The sequence below is a fragment of the Halomonas korlensis genome (genome assembly GCF_900116705.1).
Classification (GTDB): Bacteria; Pseudomonadota; Gammaproteobacteria; order Pseudomonadales; family Halomonadaceae; genus Halomonas; species Halomonas korlensis.
On record NZ_FPBP01000005.1, the window covers coordinates 216,990 to 240,376 of the forward strand.

Genomic DNA, 23,387 nt, shown 5'->3' on the forward strand with positions numbered 1-23,387 from the left:
GATGATCACACCACGCCATGCCGTCTCGACCGCCCTGCTGATGGGCGCCACCCTGGCAACGGGACATGCCGTTGCGGCAGACACACTCGAGAACACCATCGTCACCGAAGATTACGACCTGCAACTAGAGCGCATCGCCACCGGGCTGGAAAACCCTTGGGCCGTGGCCGAACTGCCCGATGGCCGCTACTTGGTGACCGAGCGCCCCGGGAACATGGTGCTGATCGACGCCGACGGCGAAATGGTTCGCCTCGAAGGCGTACCCGAGATTGCGAGCCACGGCCAAGGCGGTCTGCTCGATATTGTTCTGCACCCCGACTATGGCAGCAGCGGGAGCGATGGTGAGGGCATGGGAGACAACGACTGGCTCTATTTCACCTGGAGTCAGGCCGGCGATGGAGGCACCGCCACCACCCTCAGCCGTGCCCGACTCGAGGGCGAGCGTCTGGTCGATGTCGAGCAAATTTTCGTGCAGGACCGTTTCTCGCAGCCCGGCCGCCACTATGGCTCGCGGCTCGCCTGGCTCGATGACGGCACGCTGTTGATGAGCATCGGCGACCGCGGTGTCACCCCCGAGCGCGCCCAGGACAGCGGTGACCACGCCGGGAGCTTCCTGCGCCTGACTGACACTGGCGGCGTACCGGACGACAACCCCTTCGTCGACGACGCCGATGCCCTCGATGAGCTCTACACTCTCGGCAACCGTAACCCGCAGGGGCTGACGGTCACCCGTGACGGCGAGGTCTGGTCGACGGAGCATGGCCCGCGCACCGGCGATGAGCTCAACCGCATCGAGCCCGGCGTGAACTACGGCTGGCCGGAGGTGAGCCTGGGCCGCGATTACGGCACCAACCAGCCTATCGGCGTCGATAGCGCACCCGGCATGCGCGACCCGGTGCATGTCTTTGAAGGTCGCTTCGCCCCCTCAGGCCTGGCCGAGGTCACGGGTGAGACCTTCCCCGACTGGCAGGGCGACTTGCTCGCCGGCGGACTGGCAAGTGAAAAATTGATCCGCCTGGCACTCGAAGGCACAGAAGTCGTTGAACGTGAGCTTATCCTCGAAGGTGAGGTCGGACGAATACGCGATGTGCGGCTAGGCAGCGATGGCGCCATCTACCTGCTCACCGACGAGGCCGATGGCGCGCTCTACCGGATCGCGCCGACCGAGTGATCGGCCCCGTCATGGCAAAGCATACTCCTCACCCTGAACCTCGCCGTCGAACCGGCGGCGAGTGAGCAATCTTCGGCCTTGATAGTCGAGGCCAACCCCGCGATTTGCGATCGACTCGAAAGGAGCTTCAGGGGGCAGCCTAACTTCTCGAGGCGTAGCGTCTCGAACAGCACGTGCAGACGAGACAGCGAAAGAAAAACGCCCCCAGAAGTCTGGAGGCGAAATAGCGTCATCTGGGTTAAAAAGCTTTACTCATCCTCCCTGGGCTCTTGAAGAGACTCATCGGGCACGGGGTCGCGCTCGTCGCTCTCGATACGATCGGTGGGATCAATAGCGGGATCGGACGAGCCGGGGTCATCAGACTCCATTTCGGTGCCTGAGCCCGTTCCAGCAGCTGAGCCCGTTCCAGTGCTTGTGCCGGACTCGGTGTCGGTCCTGGGCTCTTGCAGGGATTCATCCGGCACGGGGTCGCGCTCGTCGCTCTCGATTCGGTCAGTGGGATCAATAGCGGGATCGGACGAGCCTGGATCGCCGTCATGAGTATTTGCCAAGACCAACGGGCTAGCGGTCAGCCCCATTGAAACCACTAGAATACCTAGCGACTTGAGAAATTCCTTGGACATCATGTCTAACTCCTTTTAGGGTCCATCAGCTTGCTTGCTCTGCCCTAATCAATATAGATAAGGATTTGCTCTTCCTTGTTTAATTCGAGTAATCAAAAGTAATATTATGTAACAAAAAGCCACTTGCTTCAGATTACTGCCCATCCTCGTAGAGATCGTAATCCGGCTACTCTTCTCCTCCGCCGGTGGCATAACGTCCTGTTGATACCGGAAATGTCCAGGCTCAGCGTGCTCGACATCAGTAAAAACTGCTTTATATTAGCTAAGATATATATAGTTAATGCTGTTTTAACCTCCTGAATCACCCTCAATTGTTTATTTCTGGGACATGAAACAAGCCGGCACTGACGAGGGGGGCTAGGCCGCCTTTAAGTTGAATGATCGTTCAAAAAACACTAGGGTGTGACACCTTCCACGCGTCAACGGTGCTGAATGGCAGACTGAACGACGCCAACAATCGGTAGGCGATCCTTCGGGCGCTCCTGCGTCATCCTGGGAGCCGACAAAAAAGGCTTAGCCAATGAACGAGAACCGCAACGTCAAGATTCGGGTTCGCAACCTGACCAAAGTGTTCGGCAGCCAGCCGAAGAAAGCACTCGAGCTACGCGAGCAAGGACTGCGCCGCGCCGACATTTTCGAAAAGACCGGTCAGACCCTCGGCCTGTCGAATATCAATTTCGACGTTCATGAAGGTGAACTGCTGGTCATCATGGGGTTATCGGGGTCTGGTAAGTCCACGCTGATTCGCTGCCTCAACCGGCTGATTGAACCCACTGAGGGTGAAATCGTCATCGATGGGGAGAACATTCCCGAACTCGGTGACAAGGCGCTGCTGGAGTGCCGCCGTCGCCACTTCTCAATGGTGTTCCAGAACTTCGCGCTTTTCCCCCACCGCACGGTGCAACAGAACGCCGAGTTCGGATTGGAGATTCGTGGCGTGGACAAGGCCAAGCGCGCCGAGATCGCACGCAACGCGCTCAAGCAGGTGGGCCTGGAGGGCTGGGAAGACGCCCTGCCCAACCAGCTTTCCGGGGGCATGCAGCAGCGCGTGGGCCTGGCGCGGGCACTGGCCAACGACGCCACCGTGCTGCTGATGGACGAGGCTTTTTCGGCCCTCGACCCGCTGATCCGTGGCGACATGCAGCAAGAGCTGCTCGAACTGCAGAGTCGTATGCAGAAGACCACCGTGTTCATCACCCATGATCTGGACGAAGCCCTGACCATCGGTGATCGCATCGTGCTGCTCAAGGATGGCGAAGTGGTGCAGATTGGCACGCCCGAGGAAATCCTCACCCAGCCCGCCGATGACTATGTCCGCCGCTTTATCGAGGGCGTCGACAAATCACGCATCCTCACCGCCGAGAGCGCCATGCGCCCAGTTCGCGCCACCGCCCGCGAAGACGATGGCCCGCGCACGGTGCTGCGCAAGATGAAGGAAAACGCCATCGATTCGATCTATGTCACCAGCCGCGAGCGCAAGCTGCTGGGACTGGTCGAGGCCGATGCCGCCGACCAGGCCAGCAAGGACGGCAAGGACAGCATTCGTGACTGCATGATCCACGATTTCCGCTCCGTGGGCCCCGAAGAGCCGATGCATAACCTGTTCGCCATGTTCAGCGAAAAGAGCTTTCCCATCGCCGTGGTGGATAGCGACCGTCGGCTGCTCGGCGTCGTCGTCAAGGGCGCCGTTCTCGATCAACTGGCACAGGCAGGAGACAACTGATGGCAATCGACATTCCGCGCATTCCGTTAGGCGATTGGATCGAGGGCGGCCTGACCTGGCTGACCAGTGAATACTCCGTCGTCACCCGAGCGATTTCCCGCGTCACCCAGACCGGCATCAATGGCCTCAACGACGCCATGATGTGGATACCCCCCTGGGCGCTGCTGGTGATCATTGCCTTGTTGTGCTGGAAGGCCGCCGGCCTGCGCTTGGGCATCGGGGCGGCGCTCGGCCTGGCGCTGATCTGGAATCTGGGCCTCTGGGACCCGATGATCGAGACACTCACGCTGGTGGTGATCGCGACCCTGGTGGCGGTGGTCATCGCGCTTCCCGTGGGTATTGCCGCGGCGCTCTCCGAGCGGCTCTACAAGACGATCATGCCGGTGCTCGACTTCATGCAGACCATGCCGGCGTTCGTCTACTTGATTCCGGCGATTCCCTTCTTCGGGATCGGCTCGGTCTCGGCGATCTTCGCCACGGTGATCTTCTCCATGCCGCCGGCGATCCGCTTTACGACGCTGGGGATCCGCCAGGTGCCGGTAGAGCTGATCGAGGCCGCCGACGCCTATGGCGCCACGAGTCGCCAGAAGCTGTTCAAGGTACAGCTGCCGTTGTCGCTACCCACCGTGATGGCCGGCATCAACCAGACGATCATGCTCGCCCTGTCGATGGTGGTGATCGCCGCGATGATCGGCGCCGATGGTTTGGGCAGTGAAGTCTGGCGCGCTATTCAGCGTCTGCGCCCGGGTGATGGCTTCGAGGCCGGTATCGCCGTGGTCATCCTCGCCATGCTGCTCGACCGCCTGACTCAGTCGCTGCGCAAGACGCGCAAGTCCTAAGTCACCCGGAGCCTGGCACAAAAGCCCAGGCGTTGACGCCCGAGGTTGAATTATTCCGTGACTGTCGCCATATTGATACGGTCACTCCAAAGAAGAGGTAGATTGATGCTCAAGCAACCGCTTAGCCGTCATATTCGTTTTGCCAGCCTGGCGCTGATCGCTGGGGCAGGTCTCACTGCCGGCGCCGCTCAGGCCCAGGACAAGGGCAACGTACATCTCGCTTATGTGGAGTGGTCTTCCGAGGTCGCCTCCACCAACGTGGTGCGCGCCGTGCTGGAACAGGCCGGGTATGAGGTCGAGATGACATCGCTGTCCGCCGCCGCCATGTGGCAGTCGCTGGCGACGGGCGATGCCGACGCCATCGTGGCCGCCTGGCTGCCGACTACCCATGCCGATTACCTGGAACGCGTCGGTGACGACGTGGAGGACCTGGGCGTCAATCTGGACGGCACCAAGCTGGGCCTGGTCGTACCGGCCTACACCGATGTGGACTCCATTGCCGAGCTCAATGACAACGCCGAGACGTTCAACAACGAAATCATCGGCATCGACCCCGGCGCCGGCCTGATGGGCCTGACCGAAGAAGTCGTCGAGACCTATGACCTCGACCTGAACCTGCGCAGCGGCAGCGGCGCGACCATGACCGCGTCGCTGGCGAACGCCATCCAGAACGAGGAAGACGTCGTGGTCACCGGCTGGACGCCGCACTGGAAGTTCGCTCGCTGGGATCTCAAGTATCTCGAGGATCCCGAGAACGTCTATGGCGGCGCCGAGCAGATCCATACCGTCGTTCGTCAAGGGCTCGAAGAGGACATGCCGGAGGCCTATGCCATTCTGGATGCCTTCGAATGGACGCCCGAGCAGATGGGCGAGGTCATGTTGATGAATCAGGAAGACGACGCCGACCCCTACGAGAACGCCAAGCAGTGGGTTGAAGACAACCAGGATGTTGTCGAGGAATGGCTCTCCGCCGCTGAATAAGGCGAGTCAGCAGAAGTAGCAAGCGCCACACGAAGCGGGGAAGCATCCTGGATGCCTCCCCGCTTTTCGTTGCGTTGCCGCTCTTGTTTTCATTGACGCTTCTATTGTTCTGCTACCGCCACCGGCTTATCTCAGCCCGGCGTCACGCCCCGCAGCCGCTCGCCACGGCGTCGCAGCAGCTCCAGCGTGGTCAGCAGGAGCATGGAGAGCAGCACCAGCAGCGTCGCCACGGCGAGAATCGTCGGGCTGATCTGCTCGCGGATGCCCGACCACATCTGGATCGGCATGGTGCGCTGTTCGGGGCCGGCGATGAACAGCACCACCACCACCTCGTCGAAGGAGGTGATGAAGGCAAACAGCGCCCCCGACACCACCCCCGGCGTCACCAGCGGCAGCACCACCTTGAAGAAGGTGCGTGTCGGGTTGGCCCCCAGGCTATGCGCGGCGCGGATCAGCGTGGTATCGAAGCTCGACAGCGTGGCCGTCACGGTGATCACCACGAAGGGGATACCGAGCGCCGTATGGGCCAGGATCACGCCTACATAGGTCTGGGCGAGATTGACCTTGGAAAAGAAGAAGAACATTGCTGCCGCGGAGATGATCAGCGGCACGATCATCGGCGAGATCAGCAGGGCCATGATCGCGCCACGCGCTGGCATGTGCCGACTCGACAGTCCGAGCGCCGCCACCGTTCCCAGCACCGTCGCCAGCAGCGTGGAGGCGATGCCGATGATGAAGCTGTTCTTGATGGCATTGAGCCATTCGCTCGAGGTGAAGAAATCCTGATACCAGCGCAGCGAGTAGCCGGCCGGGTCGAAGGTCACCATCGCCTTGCTGAAGGTAAAGTAAGGCTCGGCATTGAACGACAGCGGGATGATCACCAGCAGCGGCCCAATCAGAAACAGGAAGACCAGGCCGCAGAGGCCCAGGAACAGGTAGTGCCAGATGCGTTCGCCACGGGTGGCATAGGAAGGAATGGCCATCGTTTACCCCAGCTTGACCTTGTCGACGCCGATCAGGCGATTGAAGACCAGATAACAGATGATCACCACGAACAGCAGGATCGAGGCGATGGCGGCCGCCAGTCCCCAGTTGAGCGATGTCTGCATGTGGTAGGCGATGTAGTTGGTGATGAAGCGACCCGACTGCCCACCCACCAGGGCCGGCGTGATGTAGTAGCCGATCGACAGGATGAACACCAGGATGCCGCCGGCGGCGATGCCGGGAATCGTCAGTGGGAAATACACCCGGCGGAAACTCAGAAACGGCTTGCCGCCCAGCGAGCGTGCCGCACGCATGTAGCTCGGCGGGATGGTCTTCATCACCGAATAGAGCGGCAGGATCATGAACGGCAGCAGGATGTGTGTCATGGCGATGATGGTGCCCATCTTGTTGTGAATCATCTGCCAACGCGCCTCGTCGGCAATTATGCCGAGCGCCACCATGACGTCGTTGAGGACCCCCTGTGACTGCAGGATAGCGATCCAAGTGGTGGTTCGCACCAGCAGCGAGGTCCAGAACGGCAGCAATACCAGAATCATCAGCAGGTTAGAGTGTCGCGCCGGGAGACTCGCCAGCAGAAAGGCCACCGGATAGCCGAGCAATAGCGTCAAGCCCGTAATGACGGCACTCATCCATAACGTTCGCCAGAACAGGGTAGCGTGGATCTGCATATGTTCCGGCACCGTGATTATCTCGCCGTCCGGACTCAATTGACGGTCGATCGCCGCCAGGTAATACGACATCGTGTAGGGAGAGGTTTCGCGCTGGATGAGTTTCCAGGTATCGAGCTCACCCCAGGTATCATTGACCTCGATCAGCGCCTCGCGATACGGCGGCTCCAGCGTGCCGATCCGTCGCGCCGTGCGGCTGATGGTCGAGCGCATGCCCGATTTCTCGTAATTTAGCCGGCTGGACAGCAGACCCAGATTGCGCGCCTGCTGACCTTCGCGTAGGTCCTCGGCAAGAGCGGCAAAGGTGGTCTCATCGGGTAACGACTCACCGTTCCAGCCCTCCAGCGCGGCCACGGTACGCGACAGGTGTGTAGAGACTTCAGGGTTGTCGACGCTGCGCCACAACATCTCGAACAGCGGCATCACGAAGGCGATAATCAGAAAGGTAAGCAGCGGCGCGACCAGCAATAGCGCCTTGATTTTCGAGCGTCGCACGGCACGACGCAGACTGACCTTGAGCGGCACGCCATCGGCGGTTCTCAAGGGCGCAGCGGGAGATTCGGACACGCAGGTCTCTCCATCAAGCGAAGGAAACGATCGGCAGCGGGTGCACAACGGGATGCCGCCACCCGGCGCTCACCGGGTGGCGGCAAGGCCTTACTGAGATAGCCAGGCGTTGAAGCGCTGGGTCAGCTCATCGTTGTAGTCGGCCCAGAACAGATCGTCCTTCTGCAGCGCCGTTGCGAAGTTGGGCTCGTGGGTCGGCATGTGCGGCGTCATTTCGATGCCGGTTTCGGCATGCGTGGAAACCAACTCGGATGACGACAGACGCGCCGGGCCGTAAGAGATGTACTGCGCCTGGTCGGCGAGTCGTTGGGTATCGGTGGCGAAGTGCAGGTAATCCTTCACCTTGTCGAGCTTGCCGGTGGGCACCACCCAGCCATCCAGCTCGAACACCTGGGCGTCCCATAGGATCTCGAAGGGCTGATCCTCGGTGACCATGGCATTGAAGATTCGGCCATTGTAGGCCGAAGCGAAGGCGACTTCCTGGTCGGCCAGCAACTGGGGTGGCTGGGCGCCCTCCTCCCACCAGATGACTTCGTCCTTGATGGTATCGAGTTTGGCAAAGGCGCGCTGTACGCCCTCCTCGGTCTCGAGCATGGCGTAGACCTCGTCTCGCTCGACGCCGTCGGCGATCAGCGCCCATTCCATGTTATTGATCGGCTTGCGCAGCAGGGCCCGCTTGCCGGGGTAGTTTTCCAGGTCGAAGACGTCCTCGATGGTGCTCGGCTGTTCGTCGGCAGGAAACATATCGCTATTGAAGGCGACGATGTTGGAGTAGACGATGGATGCCACGAAGCAGTCGCCCAGCCCGCCTTCGACGAAGTCTTCGCTTGCGGGCGTACCGTCCGGGGCATCGGCCAGTAGCTCATCATGCTCGAGAGGCTCGATCAGCCCTTCGGCACAGGCGATCATGGCATCCGCCGGGAGCATGTCGACCAGATCCCAGGTCACGTTGCCGGCTTGGGACTGGGCGCGCAGGCCGGCCAGCGCATTGCCGCTACGGTCGATATTGACGATCTCGTCGCCGGTCTTTTCCATCCACGGCTTATCGTAGGCCTCGTGCTGGCTCATGCTGTAGGCGCCGCCCCAGGAGACGATATTAAGCGTCGCGGCCTGGGCACCGACCGCCATGGCCAGTGCCGAAATGCCGGCTACCGCCAGGCCAGTTCCCTTGATCACACGATAGGTCTTGAGGGTTTTCATGGTGGTTCTCCGTTTGTTGTTCTTGCTCAGTTCCCTGCTACATCGCTTGCATGGCGTCGGGTACGACGCCGGCCAGGTCCTCAGGGATCGTCGGACCCGACCTGATGCTCACGCATCCAGGGCGCGACAGTCACGCCAGGACCAACCGACCTCGACACCCTGACCGGGCTTGAGCGCCGAATGGCCTTTGGCGTTGGGTGTCTTGAGAATGAAGTCGTCGTTGCCGCAGACGCGCAGACGCGTGCGCAAATGATCGCCAAGATAGATCACCTCGAGCACTTCGCCGCGAAAGCAGTTGTCGAGCTCATCCTGTCGGCTGTGGTCGAAGATGGCGACACGCTCGGGGCGCAGTGACAGCGTGGTCCTGGTACCCACCTCACCGCAGGCGACAGGCGTCGCCGTCACGGTTTCGCCGCTGTCGAGACGTACCTGGCAGCGTTCGCCCTGCCGTTCGACCACCTCGCCCAGCAGGCGATTGTTCTCACCAATGAAGCTCGCCACGAAGGCATTTTCCGGCGCCTCGTAGAGCGTATCGGGCGTAGCGAGTTGCTGGACGACACCGTCGTTGAAGACCGCGATGCGATCCGACATGGTCAGGGCTTCGGTCTGATCGTGGGTGACGTAGATCATGGTCACGCCGAGGCTGGCATGGATACGCTTGATCTCGTACTGCATTTCCTCGCGCAGGTTCTTGTCGAGCGCACCCAACGGCTCGTCCATCAGCACCAGATCGGGCTCGAATACCAGTGCCCGGGCCAGCGCGACTCGCTGCTGCTGGCCACCCGACAGCTGTGCGGGACGCCGCGCGCCGAAGTCCTCCAGGCGCACCATGGCCAGCGCCCGATCCACCTTGCGCTGGATCTCGTCCTTCGAGAGATGGCGCACCTCGAGCGGAAAGGCCAGGTTCTCGGCCACGGTCATGTGCGGGAAGAGCGCATAGTTCTGGAACACCATGCCGATGCCACGCTTGTGGGGTGGCAGGTCGTTGATCGGTTCGCCCTTGAGCAGGATCTGGCCATGGGTCGGGGTCTCGAATCCCGCCATCATCATCAGGCAGGTCGTCTTGCCTGAACCGGACGGGCCGAGCAAGGTGACGAACTCACCGTGCCGTACATCCAGGTTGAACCCCTTCACGACCAGTTCAACGCCGTCATAACTCTTCTGCACATCGATGAAGCGGACAAAGCAGTCGGACGAGTCGGCCTGCGCTGCCACCTCCTCGTCTCTATCGAGAATCTGCTGCATGAAAACTCCCTGCTAAGGTTCCCGGTGGGCGGGCGACGAGATTTGCCTATCGCCTCGATGGCCACCCTGCAAGTCATGCATCGCCACCGATGCCCCGCCAAGATCCCAGATTATTATTTTGGCTAATTTAGCTCCACAATAGAGGGGACGGGGGCCCCACCGCAATGCTGGCGAAGGACAAGCAGCGTTGAAAACGAAGCACACTTTTGACCGGGAAATTAGCTATGACAACGGGGAACGCGCCGGGATGTCGCCTCCTGGCATTCGGCAGAGCCGTCCTCATCGCGTAGCATGAGTCATGAAAGCTAACGCCGATCACGCATCACACGCTTCCTAATGTAGCAAGCAAGGAGACTGAGCATGTATCGCAAGATCATGATACCGGTGGACTTGGCGCACCTCGACTTGATTGAACCAGCACTGGCACAGGCAGCCGATCTGGCGCGTCACTATGGCGCCGAGGTCTGCTATGTCGGGGTGACAGCCAACACGCCGGGCAGCGTCGCCCGAACACCCGCCGAGTATCAGCAGAAGCTCGAAGTCTTCGCCAATCAGCAGGCCAAGGTGCACGGCCAACCGGTCAGCGCCAAGACGATCAGCTCCCCCGATCCGATTGCCGATCTTGACGATGAGCTGATTCGGGCGATCGATGACGTAGGTGCCGACCTTGTCGTGATGCCCACTCATCCCCCCAAGCACCTGGATGTCATCATGCCCTCTCACGGCGGCAAGGTGGCCACCCATACCAAGGCGTCGATCTTTCTGATCAGACCCTGACACCAGGCAAACGTCGAGTACGCTTTCTAACAACACCACCAGCAGGGAGATGTCTCGTGGCTAACGATCCTCAAGACGAGAAACCCCAGGAGCCGAGCACCGCTTCCGAGGGCATTCCCGCCCCTGAAGGGGCGGCGAACCTCATCGATACCGACTACGTGATCGGCCAGGACAATATCACCGCCTCCCCCATGGGGATCGACGTGGACCTGCACGGCAAGGTCTTCATGGTCTCGTCGATCGTGATCCTGCTGTTCGTGATCCTCACGCTGGCCCTCCAGGACCAGGTGGAACCAATCTTCGACAGCATGTTCACCTTTCTGACTACCAACCTAGCCTGGGTCTTCCTGCTCGGCGCCAACGTCTTCGTGATCCTCGCGCTGGTGTTGATCTTCACTCCGCTGGGCAAGGTACGCATCGGTGGCGCCGACGCCACGCCAGACTTCGGCTACGCCGGCTGGTTCGCGATGCTGTTCGCCGCCGGCATGGGCATCGGTCTAATGTTCTACGGCGTGTCCGAGCCGCTGGGCCACTATGGCACGGCCATGGGCGGCATCAGCATGGGCGAGGATGGCCTGCGCACCGACTGGGCTCCGCTGGGCGGTGCCGAGGGTGACCAGGCCGGCGCCATCTCGCTGAGCATGGCCGCGACTATTTTCCACTGGGGCCTGCACCCCTGGGGCGCCTACGCCATCGTCGGTCTGTCGCTGGCGATCTTCGCCTTCAACAAGGGCCTGCCGCTGACCATGCGCTCGATCTTCTACCCGGTGCTGGGTGAACGCGTATGGGGTTGGCCTGGCCACCTGATCGACATCCTGGCGGTGTTCGCCACGCTGTTCGGCCTGGCCACCTCGCTGGGGCTGGGGGCGACCCAGGCTTCAGCCGGCCTCAACTACCTGTTCGGGATCCCGGACAACAACGTCACCCTAGTGCTGCTGATCTTGGGCATTACCCTTGTCGCCCTGGGCTCGATCATGCTCGGCGTCGACAAGGGGGTGCAGCGCCTGTCGCAGCTCAACATGGCACTCGCCCTGCTGCTGCTGGTGTTCGTGATCGCCGTGGGCCCGACGCTGATGATAGCCACCGGCGTGTTCGAGAACCTGCTCGGCTACGTTAAGAACCTGCCGGCACTCTCCATGCCGTTCGGGCGCGAAGATGCCAACTTCAGCCAGGGCTGGACCGCCTTCTACTGGGCCTGGTGGATCGCCTGGTCGCCCTTCGTCGGCATGTTCATCGCCCGCGTGAGCCGCGGCCGCACCGTGCGTGAGTTCCTGATCGCCGTGCTGGTGGTGCCGACCCTGGCCTCGGTGGTGTGGATGACCGCCTTCGGCACCACCGCCATCGATCAGGTGGTCAATGCCGGCATCACCGAGGTGCAGGATGCCGCCCTGGAGTTGCAGCTGTTCACCATGCTGGAGTACCTGCCGCTCAGCGCCATCACCTCCTTCGTGGGTATCGTGCTGGTGGTCGTGTTCTTCATCACCTCCTCCGACTCCGGCTCACTGGTGATCGACTCCATCACCGCCGGCGGCAAGGTCGATGCCCCCAAGCCCCAGCGCATCTTCTGGGCGCTGATCGAGGGCGCCATCGCCATCGCCCTACTGCTCGGCGGCGGCCTGGGCGCCCTGCAGACGGCCGCCCTGACCACCGGTCTACCCTTCACGCTGGTGCTGCTGGTGGGCTGCTACGCCATCGTCAAGGGTCTCATGAGCGAGCCCCGCTGAACGACAAGCACTCGCCTGCAACGCAAGAGGGCGGCCTGGGGTAATCCCCAGGCCGCCTTTTTTCGTCTCGTATGGTTTCTTGTAGCCTCGCGTCGCGCCGTGATGACCCAGTTAGTGCGGCTTCAGCTCCAGAGCTCACCGACCGGCGTTTCTGGGTGGTAGTGCGTGGCGATCTGGGCTTGCAGTAGCTCGGCGGTGGCCAAGGCGTCGATCAGCGCATGGTGTCCCTGGTAGGCGGGCAGGCCGTAGCGCGCCCGGCTGCTCTGCAACCGGATCGATACCGGAGGCCGACCCAGCCAGCGGCGAAAGCGCGCCCACAGCGGCTGACGGTAAAGGCGCGCTTCGAGCGACATAGTATCGATGACTGGGAAGCGAATACCTTCGCCAAGCCGGGCTTTTACGGCACGATCGAGAAACGGTCGTTCAATATGACGGTAATGCACCACCGCCAACCGTCCGGTCAGTGCCTCGAGCAGCTCGGGAAGGATCGCTTCCAGATCCGGCTCATCCGCCACCTGGGAATCGGTGATGTGGTGAAAGGTTACCGATTGCCGATTCAGCGGCTGTCGGGGCTTGACGACCCAGTAACGGCGTTGGGCCAGCAGCACGCGCGACAGGGTAAAGGGCACCAAGCCAAGGCTGACGATGCCATGGCGGCGCGCATCGAGGCCGGTCGTTTCCATATCCATTGCGACCATTGGCACCTTGGCGATGGGCGTGTCAGGTGACAGAGAACGGGCGGCGAAGTAGCGCTCCAGTAAAGGGTGTGTCGCCGCTTCGTGGCGCGCCGCCAGATAAGCGGGCCAATCCTGCGAATGCCGCACCTTTCGCCCGGTATCCCTCACTTCGCCAGGTTCCGTGACGGCATGGCATAACGGAACTTGAGAAACTTCTGGGCGTTGCTCAATGCCTGGAAAGCGTCCTTGAGCGTATGCCGTTCATTGTCGTCAACGTTCTCCGGCTCGATGGTGTTGTCCGGCGTGCGCTCGTTGCGCAGGTCGATCATCTGGTGACGTATGCGCGACATGGCCAGAAACTCCAGCGCATAGCGCAGCTTGTCGCTAACCCCCGGGGCCAGAAGCTGGGTACGCCCGATATCATCGAGCCGCTCGAAGCTGTTCTGGGCCCGGGAACCACAGGCCAGCGCATGGATACGGATCAGGTCGACCATGGGCGCGGTACCGCGGCGCTTGAGGTTGATGGTGTTGTTCTGCTTGCCATCCTTTTCCATCACGAAGGTGCGGAAGAAGCCCAGCGGCGGCTTGCGATTCAAGGCATTGCGCGACATGGCGGCAAGAAACCGCTGGCTTCGCGGCGCCTTGTCGGCCACCAGCTCTTGAAGCTGCTCGACGAAGACATTCTCACCGTAGACGCTATCCAGATCGAAGAAGATCGAACTGTGCAACAGACGCTCCGGGGTGGGACTATCGATCCAGTCGCGAAAATACCCCTTCCAGACTGCCAGAGGCTGGCGCCATTGGGGATTGGTGGCCATGATGTTGCCGGTGCAGTACGCATAACCGCAGGCATTGAGACCATCGCTGACGCGTTGGGCCAATGCCAGGAAATAGGCATCGTGTCGCTCGGGATCGAAGGCATCATCGAGCACCAGCGCGTTGTCCTGATCGGTCACGATAGTCTGCTCGTTGCGTGCCATGGAGCCGTTGGTCATGAAGCAATAAGGCACCGGCGGCGGCCCCAGCTCCTCCTCGGCCAGCTCCAACAGCCGACGTGTGAAACTGCGTCCGATGGTCGACAAGGCGCTGCCCACCATCTGCGAATCGGCCCCGTCCTCGACCATGCGCACGAACGCCGCACGCACATCGGGCGCCAGCTTCGCCAGGCCCGCCGCCGATGATTGATTAAAGATGTTGCTGACCAGATAGAGGCTGCTGTGCGTTTCGTGACGGATAATATCGGAGAGATGCACGATGCCCACCGGGCTGCGTCGGTGCATGACCGGTAGATGGTGAATATTGTTGCGCAGCATGCACAGCATCGCCTCGTGCACCGACTCGTCAGACTGGATGGCGATGAGTCGACCACCGATCACCTCGCCCACCGGCGTATCGGGTGAGCGCCCTTCTGCCACCACCCGCTTGCGGAAGTCGCTATCAGTGAGAATGCCCCGGACCTCCCAGGCACGCTCCTCGCTGTCACGAAATGTATAGCGGGGATTGTCACCAGGCGCATCGAGCACCAATACCGACGACGCCTGGGCTTCCCCGATCTGCTGCGCCGCTTGCTGTACCGTGGTACTCGCCTCGACCATCTGCGGGTAGCGGGTAACCAACTTGCGCACCCGGGTGATCATCAGGTCGTTGTTCTTCTTCTGCTGCTCGGAGGCGGTTTCCAGTCGCGGCCGTTCCAGTTCGACGAAATCGGCGAAGTGCTCGTCGGCCTCGCACAACTCGTGGAACGCCGCCTCGGGGATGAAATAGATCAATGTGTCTTCCAGGGCACGCGCCGGGAAGCGAACCCGTCGGTCGCGCAGCAAGCTGAAGTGGCCGAAGATATCGCCCTCGCCCAGGCGATTGTAGAGTTCGCCGTTGCGACGATAGACCTCGACCGCACCGCTACGGATATAACAGAACTCGTGGAGCTCCTGTCCATAGGTCAGGATATCAGTGCCCGCCTTGTAGTAGGCGACCTCCACTTGAGCTGCCAGCCCATCGAGGCGTTCGTCGGAAATCAGATCAAAAGGCGTGAAGCGCCCCATGTGCTGGCGGATCTCGAGCAGCTCAACCTCCATGACAGGACTCATTCGCAGGGCGCATACGCAGGACTCTTATAAAGGGGCTTTATAAAGGGCTCGTAGAGGGCTCGAAGACGGTACTTGCAATTAGTCTGGAAGCTCATTCAAGCGCTGTAAAGTCGCGATAACGAAGAAGGCCACCCCGTGGGGTGGCCTTCATATTGCCGATGCACGTCGGCGAAAAGGCGAGTCGGCTTACGATGACTGAGCCATTTCCTGAACGCGCTGCATCAGCTCGGGGTCCTGCTGAATGGCCTGACCGATGGCGTTGAAGGTATCCACATCAAGGCCACTGTCCTCGACGATTTCCACCATCTTTTCGTTGGCTTCCATGCGCACTTCCTGCTGCGCTTCCTCGTTTTCAGCTTCTTGCAGACGCTGTGTGTAATCTTGGGAAACCGCGGCGATTTCCTGGGACGCATCAGCGAACTGCTCGAGCTGACCATCATCGAAATCCTGTGCGGGAGCGCTGGCCTGCGGCTGCTCGGTATTAGCCGTTCCTTCCTGAGCGTGGGCCGTGGCCGTCATCAGACCGGCGGCGAGAAGTGCGGCTGAGAACAGGGCAGTAATCCGTTGCATGAATACCTCCAGGGTTTTGCTTTATGAATGTGCCCCCCTGTGACGGTAATGGGGGCCGCGCGTTCAGAACTTTATTGTTACCGAATGTAAGGCAGGCTCTCCTTATCAGGGAGCCTGCCTTGCAGGTGGTACCGATTGCAGAGGAGGACCACCAAGGATCAGCCATAGGCCAGGCCGGGTAACCATGTCACCAGCGCCGGAAACAGTATCACCAGCAGCAGCCCCAGGGCCTGGATGCCCAGGAAAGGGAAGGACGACCTGAAGATCTGCGCCATGGTGATATGTGGCGGACAGACACCCTTGATGTAGAAGAGCGCATAGCCGAAGGGCGGACTGAGGAAGGACATCTGCATGTTGACCAGATAGATGACGCCGAACCACAGCGAAACCTTCGCCGGGTCCACGCCGGGGAAGCCCAGCAGGCCGTCGAACGTCAGCCCCTCGATCAGCGGCACGAAGATCGGCACCGCCAGCAGCAGGATGCCCACCCAGTCGAGGAACATGCCCAGCGCCACCAGCAGCACCATCATCAGCGCCAATACCATATAAGGGCTAAGACCCGCACCGGAGATCAGCTCCTGCACGAAGGTCTGGCCACCCTGCAGGATATAGAAACCGACGAAGATGCTCGCACCGAAGATGATCCACATGACCATGGCAGTGGCCACCAGGGTGGTCATGCAGGCGGCATGCAGATTCGGCCAGGTCAAGCGCTTGTGCATGGCGGCGACGATCAGGGCACCGAAGGTGCCGATACCGGCTGCTTCCACCGGGGTCGCGATGCCGGTAAAGATGATGCCCAGCACCAGCGTGACCAGCACAATGGGTGCCAGCATCTTGCGCAGCAGACGCAGCTTCTCGCGCATGTCGACACGATCTTCGACCGGCATCGGCGGCGCCATCTTAGGATTGAGACTGCCGCGGAACCAGACATAGAAGGCATACATGCCGGCCAGCAGCAGGCCGGGGATCAGCGAGCCGAGATAGAGCTCACCCACCGACTGCTGGGCGATGACGCCGTAGATGATCGCCAGGATCGATGGCGGAATCAGGATGCCCAAGGTGCCACCCGCCATGATCGAGCCGATGGCGATCTCGGGGTCGTAGTTGCGCTTGAGCATCGCCGGCAAGGCGATCAGGCCCATGGTCACCACGGCCGCGCCGATGACGCCGACCATTGCCGCCAGCAAGGTCGAGGCGATGATCGTGGCAATGGCCAGACCGGCCTTGAGCCCGCCCATCCACTTGTAGACCACATCGAACAGCTCTTCGATGATCCCGGCCTTCTCAAGCACCGAGGCCATGAAGATAAACAGCGGGATCGCCGACAACTGGTAGTTGGTCATCATCGGAAAGATGCGCGAGGGCATCAGATTGAGCATGTCCTGACTACCCACTAGATAGAGGAACGCTACCCCCAGGCCACCGGTGACGAAGGCCAGCGGCAAGCCGGCGACCAGCACCACCATCAGGGTGCCGAACATCAACAAGGTCAGACTGCCGATACCCACCGAGGAAAGACTGGCCTCGAGGCTGAACGCCAGGCTCTCGTAGTCGGTCACGGCGATGTTGACCATCTCGTACAACGTCCAGGCAGCCACTACGCCCCCTACCGCAACCAGTACATTGGCAAACAACGAACTGCCCTCGTGCTCTCGACGATGGTGACGAAAGGCCTGGAAATCCTTGATCAGCTGGGCAGTCCCTTGCAGCAGCAGCAAGAGCGCCCCGAGGAACAGCATGAACTTGACCGGGTAGAACTGAATGCCCCACTCGGTGAAGGAAGTCTCGTTGGAATAGCTCGATCCGAAGAAGAGCTTGTCGCTTACCGACTGCGAAAAGAACTTCCAGCCGGTGACCAGCAAGGCAATGGTGAAGATAAAGAAGAATATCGAGGTCGCCAGATCCAGCGCGGCCCTGTTCATCGGCTTGGCGCGCATGTAGAGAATGTCGACGCGAACATGCCCCCCCTCACGCAGGGCGAAGGCCCCGGCCAGCAGGTACTGCATGCCGAACATCAGCGTCATGGACTCATGGGCCCAGTTGGTCGGCGAGTTGAAGGCATAACGCAACAGCACTTCGTAGGCAAAGACGAAAGGCGCCACCAATGACCAGTAGGCCACGTAGCGACCCGAGAATCCCGAAACTCGGTCGATGACGCGCGTCAAGGCATTGCCAGGTGCCTGAAAGCCGACGTCTGGCGCATCGCCAGCGGGTATCTCGGCGGTGTCACCGCCGTCGATGGTGCCACCACGCCGGAAGCTTCGATCAACGAAGAACATCACGGCCAAAGGCAACAGGAGCAGCACCGACCAGTAAAGCCAGTGCGGCAAGACGAAATTGATCTCTAGATTCATGGAAACTCCTCCGCAGAGCCATCACCTGAGGGACGGCTACGGATCGTCGAGCCGACGGGATGCGGGTTCTAAGGTTGTGCCCTACCGAAACCGGGTGCTGCGGCCCGAAGACAGCAACACCCGGTAGGGTCGAGCCGGAACGTTATGCGTTGAGCTGGTAGTCCTTGATGTCCTCATCGGTGATCAACGCCACCGCAGGGTCCATCATGGTATCGAGGTGAGCCTTGAACAGCCGCGCGGCGTCCGCATCCTTGTTGGCCCACTTGAACCACAACGGGATGGCGGCATCACGGAAGCGGCTGGCGTCGTCCTCGGTCAGGTGGATGATCTCTACGCCCTTCTCGCGGTACTTGGGCCAGGCCTCGGCGTTGGCCTTCTGGATCGCGTTGTAATGCTCGCGGGAATAGCCGGCGACCAGGTCGTGCATGAGGTCCTGCGTCTGCGACGACATGCGCTCGAAGACACGTCGATTGACCGAGATGTCCATGAGGTCGACCGACTGGTGCAGACACGGCGTGGAAGGCGGTCCCATGATGATGTAATCGGCGACCTGCCAGAAGCCCAGCTCGTAGTTGACAGCCGCGCCGGTAAAGTCGGCGGCGTCGATGGTGCCCTTCTCGAGCGCCGGATAGACCTCGGAGCCCGGCAGCAGCGTAATACGCGCTCCGATGGAGGCAAAGGTCTCGGCGACGATGCCGCCCGGCATGCGAATCTTGATGCCATCGAAGTCGTCGAAGCTGCGCAGCGGCACCTTGGAGTGGATCAGGTTGAGGTCGTGGTGCACGTAGCCCAGCAGTTCCTGGCCCTGCTTGCGGTAGAGATCCTTGGCGATGTCGAAGCCACCATAGGCGCCGAACATCATGTCCCACTGGTGGGGCAGCGACAGGCCCATCGGGAAGGCCGTCAGAAAGACACCCGCGGGCATCTTGCCGGGCCAGTAGACGGTGAACCAGTTCTGGCCGTCGAGGACGCCGTTGCGCACGGCATCGGCGACCTCGAAGTCACCGGCCACGGCACCGGCAGGAAACGGCTCGATGGTGACTTCACCACCGGTGGCTTCGCCGACGCCCGCGGCCCATGTCTCGAAAGTCTTGTAACCGGTGGTGCCCGGCTGCCAGGACGACTGCATGCGTATGTTGATGCCCTGCTGGGCCTGGACATTGCCGATCCACGGTGTAGCCACTGCCGCTGCGGAACCGACGGCCGCCGCCTTGAGGAAATTACGCCGACTCGGTGTCTTGAAATTATCGCGAATAGTCGTGGTGTCGTTCTCGACTGACGAAATGCTTGACGGCTGCTTGTCGTCTTGCATGGCATGACTCCTGATTGTTCTGGCGCGCCCCCGGGATTACCGAGTGACGACAGGATTTATTGTTGTCATCCATGGCGGTCTGACACACCGGCACTGAACAACGAGATTCCGATGCAGATAACCCGCCTCCTTGTCGGGCAGGAAAGCCTCGTCTAACTGGAAAAGGCTTCCACACCCAAAAGTAGCGAAAACCCTCAAGTGAACCAATTGCGGCTTTCAACGCAGGGCCAGGTTAGCGATGGGCCAAACAACCCCACCAAACACGCTAACTCCTTGTATAAACTTGGCTAATCATGGTAATACCAATATTCCAGCGCCGCGCGGTTGTTCGACCAAAGCACAAGCACGAGGGTTGGCTTGTTGAGCCCATGACCGCGATGATGCTCACTTTCTTAGTCACTCGATGAGCCACTTATGACCGCGCAACGTCGTCACCAGGCCTGGCTGGCCGCCATGCCCTTCCTGTTTGTTGCCTTGTGGAGCACGGGCTTCATCGGTGCCAAGTTCGGCCTGCCGTATGCCGAACCCTTCACCTTCCTGTTCATCCGCTTCGTGCTCACGCTGGCGTTACTGGTGCCCCTCGTTCAGCTGATGGGCGGCGACTGGCCCAAGGGAGCACCGCTGTGGGGCCATATCGCGGTCTCCGGCCTGCTGGTGCACGGTGCCTACCTGGGCGGCGTCTTCTACGGCATCTATCAGGGCATGCCGGCGGGGCTTGCTTCCCTGTTAGTGGGCCTGCAACCGCTTCTTACCGCCCTGCTGGCCGGCCCCCTGCTGAACGAGCGGCTGGTCGCGAAGCAATGGCTGGGCCTGGCATTGGGGCTTGCCGGGATCGTCCTGGTGCTGGGAGGCAAGCTCGATCCCGGCGCACACTTGTTCCAAGGCTTTGGCGTTGGAGCGCTTGGCAGCGTGCTGGTCGCCCTGTTGGGCATCTCCTGCGGCACCTTGTATCAGAAGCGCTTCTGTACCGGCATGCCCTTGCTGTCGGGCACGGTGGTGCAATACCTGGGGGCAGGGTTGGTGCTGGGCCTGGGGGCGCTGCTCTTCGAGGAGCGCGACGTGGAATGGACGACGACCTTCGTATTGACGCTGGGCTGGCTGGTGCTGGTGCTGTCGATCAGCGCCATCCTCTTGTTGATGGCCCTGATCAAGCGTGGTGAGGCGTCAAGGGTGGCCAGTCTCTTCTACCTGGTCCCGCCGGTCACGGCGCTGCAAGCCTGGTGGCTGTTCGATGAACAACTACCGCTGGCCTCGCTCGCTGGCATGGCGATCGCCATCACTGGCGTAGTGCTGGTGGTCCGGGGCAAGCCGCCCGCCAAGACCTGAGCCGAGACACCCCACTGCACGCGGAAGCCACTGGCAAACTCGTCTGAACTGGACCACTATCGTTCAGAATGAACAGAACGCAGGACCCAGGCTTGCCTGGGCGACGCTCGGGCATGAAAAGGACTATGAATAAAGGGACCACGCACTAAAGGAACTGCACACACCATGAAGGTAACGACGACGCGCCGCCGGTTGCTGGTAAACGCAGGATGGGCCGGGGCGGGCCTTCTGCTTTACTCCTTCACCACGATCGGCCTTGCCGGTAATCGTCCGGTGCCCCCCGTTACCCGACCCAGAGTTTCAGCGCCGGTCATCCGTCAGGGCTGGCTGCTCAGTCAAGACGACCTCTGATGTATGTTCCCTTCGAGGCACTCGGAGAACCGGGTGACGAGGTGGATGTCTGCCTCATCGGGGGCGGCGCCGCCGGTGTGGCAATGGCCGTCAGGCTGGCCCGCCAGGGCCATCGCGTCCTGCTGTGCGAAGGTGGTGATCAGATCTTCAGCGCGCGCTCTCAGACGCTCTACGAAGGCGAGGTACAAGGTGATCCCTACCCCGCCCTGGAAGACACGCGGCTACGCTACCTGGGGGGCTCGACGAACCATTGGGGCGGCATCAGTCGCCCGCTGGACCGCTACGACTTCGCGGCGAAACCTGCCGCTCCCGACACGGCATGGCCGATCGAGCGAGAGGCTCTCGATCCCTACTACGCCGACGCCGCCGAGATTCTCGACCTGCAGCCCATCTCACCGGATCAGGAGATTGCCGGGGCGAGCCTGAAGCGAATTCACTTCTCCCTCGGCAACCCGGTCCGAGTCGGCCAGAAATATGCCGGGGAGCTCAGCGAATTACCTACCCTCAGGTGCTGTCTGGCGGCCAACCTGTTCGGCCTGGACACCCAGGACGGCAGGGTGACGAGTGCCACCTTCAAGAACTACCAAGGCGACTTGCGCCGGGTTCGCGCACGCTACTTTGTGCTGGCATGCGGGGGAATCGAGAATTCGCGGCTGCTGCTGTGGTGCAATCGGCAGACACAGGGACGCCTGATTCCGCAATCCGCCACGCTCGGCCGCTACTGGATGGAGCATCCCCACGCCACGGTTGGGCACGCGCTGATCCTCGACCCGGCCCCGCTGGACCTGGTGGATCACTACAACATCTTCCTGTCGCCGACCGTCGAGGCCATCAAAGAGCGCGGCATCCTCAATTGCGGCCTACGCCTGCATCGCATGGATGACGTGGTGACCCAGCGGTTGATCGACGAACTCACGGCCGTTGCACCGGCACTGGCGCGCCGCTTCGACGCCCTGAACCGTCAAGGCGATGGCATCTATAGCCTGTTGCTGCGTGCCGCCTGGGAGCAGGAGCCCCGTCGCGAAAACCGCATCGAGCTGACCCGCGAGGTCGACAGCCTCGGCATGCTCCGCGCCAGGTTGGTCTGGCGACAATCACCGCTCGACGTACGCACTATCCGCGACAGCACGCTGTTGTTCGGTGATTACCTGCGCAATCACGACATTGGACGCCTTCAGCTCGCCGACTGGCTGACCACCGCACCGATCCGCCCACCGGCCGAGGGCGAGCTGGCCGGGCGCCATCACATGGGCGGCACCCGCATGAGCCATTCCCCCGAACACGGGATCGTCGATCGCGACTGTCGGGTCTTCGCCCAGGACAACCTGTATATCGCCGGATCCAGTGTGTTTCCCAGCGTCGGGCACGCCAACCCGACCCTGACCCTGGTGCAGCTGGCGCTACGCCTGGCCGCTCACCTGGAAGGACGGCTCAGCCGACAGGCGGCGTACTTGAACTCGGGGATCTTGCCATCGGGGTCGAGCGCCGGGTTGGTCAGCAGGTTGGCCGCCGCCTCGACGTAGCAGAACGGCACGAACACCATGCCTTCCCTCATCTGCGGATCGACCCGCGTCCTCAGGGTGATCGCGCCGCGCCGGGTGGCGATGGTCAGCGGCTCCCCCGGGGAGAGGCGCAGGCGCACCAGCTCGGCCGGGGCGAGACTCGCCACCGCCTCGGGCTCCAGATCGTCGAGCACCCGGCTGCGGCGGGTCATGGCGCCGGTGTGCCAGTGCTCGAGCTGGCGCCCGGTGATCAGCACCGTGGGGTAGTCGGCGTCGATGGGCTCGTCGGGCGGCAGCGGCCGGGTCGGGGTGAAGCTCGCCCGGCCGCTGGCGGTGGGGAAGGCGTCACTGAACACCACGTCGGCGCCGGGCGCGTCGTCGGCCGGACACGGATAGGTCACCGAGCTCTCGCGCTCGAGGCGTTCCCACGAGATATGGTCGAGCGAGGCCATGCCGCGCTTCATCTCGGCGAACACCTCGCGGGGATGGGTATAATCCCAGTCCAGGCCCAGGCGGTTGGCGAGTTGCTGGATGATCCACCAGTCGGGCTTGGCCTCCCCGGGCAGCGGCACCGCGGCGCGCCCCAGCTGCACCTGGCGGTTGGTGTTGGTGACGCTGCCGTCCTTCTCCGGCCAGCTCGAGGCCGGCAGGATCACGTCGGCGAACTGGGCGGTCTCGGTGA

The 23,387-nt window shown here is 61.6% G+C and carries 19 protein-coding genes; 8 read left to right on the top strand and 11 right to left on the bottom strand.

Annotated elements, in window-relative coordinates; translation table 11 throughout:
• Position 1 precedes the first annotated feature (1 nt).
• Entirely contained in the window at positions 2 to 1,171 is a 1,170-nt protein-coding gene (locus tag BM341_RS09250) for a PQQ-dependent sugar dehydrogenase (protein ID WP_089795170.1), read from the top strand.
• Positions 1,172 to 1,419: 248 nt separating this feature from the next.
• Here BM341_RS09250 and BM341_RS09260 read toward each other — a convergent pair whose 3' ends face one another.
• On the bottom strand, positions 1,420 to 1,797 hold the full coding sequence (locus BM341_RS09260; protein ID WP_089795173.1) for a hypothetical protein: 378 nt from the start codon (positions 1,795 to 1,797) through the stop codon (positions 1,420 to 1,422).
• A gap of 517 nt (positions 1,798 to 2,314) precedes the next feature.
• Between BM341_RS09260 and BM341_RS09265 the strand changes: the two genes are divergently transcribed.
• The 3 genes from BM341_RS09265 (at position 2,315) to BM341_RS09275 (ending at position 5,337) form a co-directional block, all read left to right on the top strand.
• A complete protein-coding gene (locus BM341_RS09265) occupies positions 2,315 to 3,517 on the top strand; it encodes a quaternary amine ABC transporter ATP-binding protein (RefSeq protein ID WP_089795175.1) in 1,203 nt (400 codons plus the stop codon).
• A gap of 5 nt (positions 3,518 to 3,522) precedes the next feature.
• Positions 3,523 to 4,356, top strand: coding sequence for an ABC transporter permease (locus BM341_RS09270; protein ID WP_089795247.1), 834 nt, complete (start codon positions 3,523 to 3,525; stop codon positions 4,354 to 4,356).
• Positions 4,357 to 4,461: 105 nt separating this feature from the next.
• Positions 4,462 to 5,337 carry a glycine betaine ABC transporter substrate-binding protein gene (locus BM341_RS09275; protein WP_089795177.1) on the top strand — a complete coding sequence of 292 codons (876 nt, stop codon included), beginning with the start codon at positions 4,462 to 4,464 and terminating at the stop codon, positions 5,335 to 5,337.
• 131 nt (positions 5,338 to 5,468) lie between these two features.
• Here BM341_RS09275 and BM341_RS09280 read toward each other — a convergent pair whose 3' ends face one another.
• The 4 genes from BM341_RS09280 to BM341_RS09295 form a co-directional block, all read right to left on the bottom strand.
• Positions 5,469 to 6,320: an ABC transporter permease gene (locus BM341_RS09280; RefSeq protein ID WP_089795179.1), complete on the bottom strand. Its 852-nt coding sequence runs from the start codon at positions 6,318 to 6,320 to the stop codon at positions 5,469 to 5,471.
• A gap of 3 nt (positions 6,321 to 6,323) precedes the next feature.
• On the bottom strand, positions 6,324 to 7,577 hold the full coding sequence (locus tag BM341_RS09285; protein ID WP_089795181.1) for an ABC transporter permease: 1,254 nt from the start codon (positions 7,575 to 7,577) through the stop codon (positions 6,324 to 6,326).
• 90 nt (positions 7,578 to 7,667) lie between these two features.
• Complete coding sequence (locus tag BM341_RS09290; RefSeq protein WP_089795183.1) at positions 7,668 to 8,777, bottom strand: extracellular solute-binding protein; 1,110 nt, start codon at positions 8,775 to 8,777, stop codon at positions 7,668 to 7,670.
• 108 nt (positions 8,778 to 8,885) lie between these two features.
• Positions 8,886 to 10,022 carry an ABC transporter ATP-binding protein gene (locus tag BM341_RS09295; protein WP_089795185.1) on the bottom strand — a complete coding sequence of 379 codons (1,137 nt, stop codon included), beginning with the start codon at positions 10,020 to 10,022 and terminating at the stop codon, positions 8,886 to 8,888.
• Positions 10,023 to 10,382: 360 nt separating this feature from the next.
• Between BM341_RS09295 and BM341_RS09300 the strand changes: the two genes are divergently transcribed.
• Together BM341_RS09300 and BM341_RS09305 are read left to right on the top strand one after the other, a co-directional pair.
• Positions 10,383 to 10,799, top strand: a complete 417-nt coding sequence (locus tag BM341_RS09300) for a universal stress protein (protein ID WP_089795187.1) — start codon at positions 10,383 to 10,385, stop codon at positions 10,797 to 10,799.
• Between the two features lie 56 nt (positions 10,800 to 10,855).
• A complete protein-coding gene (locus BM341_RS09305; protein WP_089795189.1) occupies positions 10,856 to 12,523 on the top strand; it encodes a BCCT family transporter in 1,668 nt (555 codons plus the stop codon).
• Between the two features lie 122 nt (positions 12,524 to 12,645).
• Here the strand turns inward: BM341_RS09305 and BM341_RS09310 are convergent, their stop codons facing one another.
• The 5 genes from BM341_RS09310 to dctP form a co-directional block, all read right to left on the bottom strand.
• The gene (locus BM341_RS09310) at positions 12,646 to 13,347 is read right to left on the bottom strand and encodes a 3'-5' exonuclease (RefSeq protein WP_245784227.1); all 702 of its coding nucleotides are present in this window, start codon (positions 13,345 to 13,347) and stop codon (positions 12,646 to 12,648) included.
• Positions 13,348 to 13,364: 17 nt separating this feature from the next.
• Positions 13,365 to 15,275 carry a DUF294 nucleotidyltransferase-like domain-containing protein gene (locus tag BM341_RS09315; protein ID WP_089795194.1) on the bottom strand — a complete coding sequence of 637 codons (1,911 nt, stop codon included), beginning with the start codon at positions 15,273 to 15,275 and terminating at the stop codon, positions 13,365 to 13,367.
• A gap of 198 nt (positions 15,276 to 15,473) precedes the next feature.
• Positions 15,474 to 15,857: a DUF4168 domain-containing protein gene (locus tag BM341_RS09320; RefSeq protein ID WP_089795196.1), complete on the bottom strand. Its 384-nt coding sequence runs from the start codon at positions 15,855 to 15,857 to the stop codon at positions 15,474 to 15,476.
• Positions 15,858 to 16,015: 158 nt separating this feature from the next.
• On the bottom strand, positions 16,016 to 18,214 hold the full coding sequence (locus BM341_RS09325; protein ID WP_089795198.1) for a TRAP transporter large permease subunit: 2,199 nt from the start codon (positions 18,212 to 18,214) through the stop codon (positions 16,016 to 16,018).
• A gap of 142 nt (positions 18,215 to 18,356) precedes the next feature.
• Positions 18,357 to 19,526: a TRAP transporter substrate-binding protein DctP gene (dctP, locus tag BM341_RS09330; protein ID WP_217646198.1), complete on the bottom strand. Its 1,170-nt coding sequence runs from the start codon at positions 19,524 to 19,526 to the stop codon at positions 18,357 to 18,359.
• A gap of 414 nt (positions 19,527 to 19,940) precedes the next feature.
• On the opposite strand from dctP, the gene BM341_RS09335 reads away from it, so the two are divergent.
• Together BM341_RS09335 and BM341_RS09345 are read left to right on the top strand one after the other, a co-directional pair.
• The gene (locus BM341_RS09335) at positions 19,941 to 20,852 is read left to right on the top strand and encodes a DMT family transporter (RefSeq protein WP_089795200.1); all 912 of its coding nucleotides are present in this window, start codon (positions 19,941 to 19,943) and stop codon (positions 20,850 to 20,852) included.
• A 350-nt stretch (positions 20,853 to 21,202) separates the two neighbouring features.
• A complete protein-coding gene (locus BM341_RS09345; protein ID WP_089795204.1) occupies positions 21,203 to 22,726 on the top strand; it encodes an FAD-dependent oxidoreductase in 1,524 nt (507 codons plus the stop codon).
• Here BM341_RS09345 and BM341_RS09350 read toward each other — a convergent pair.
• Positions 22,618 to 23,387: molybdopterin oxidoreductase family protein (locus BM341_RS09350; protein ID WP_175507839.1), on the bottom strand; the 770-nt coding region annotated here is incomplete at its 5' end. The two genes, BM341_RS09345 and BM341_RS09350, sit on opposite strands and share 109 nt — an antisense overlap.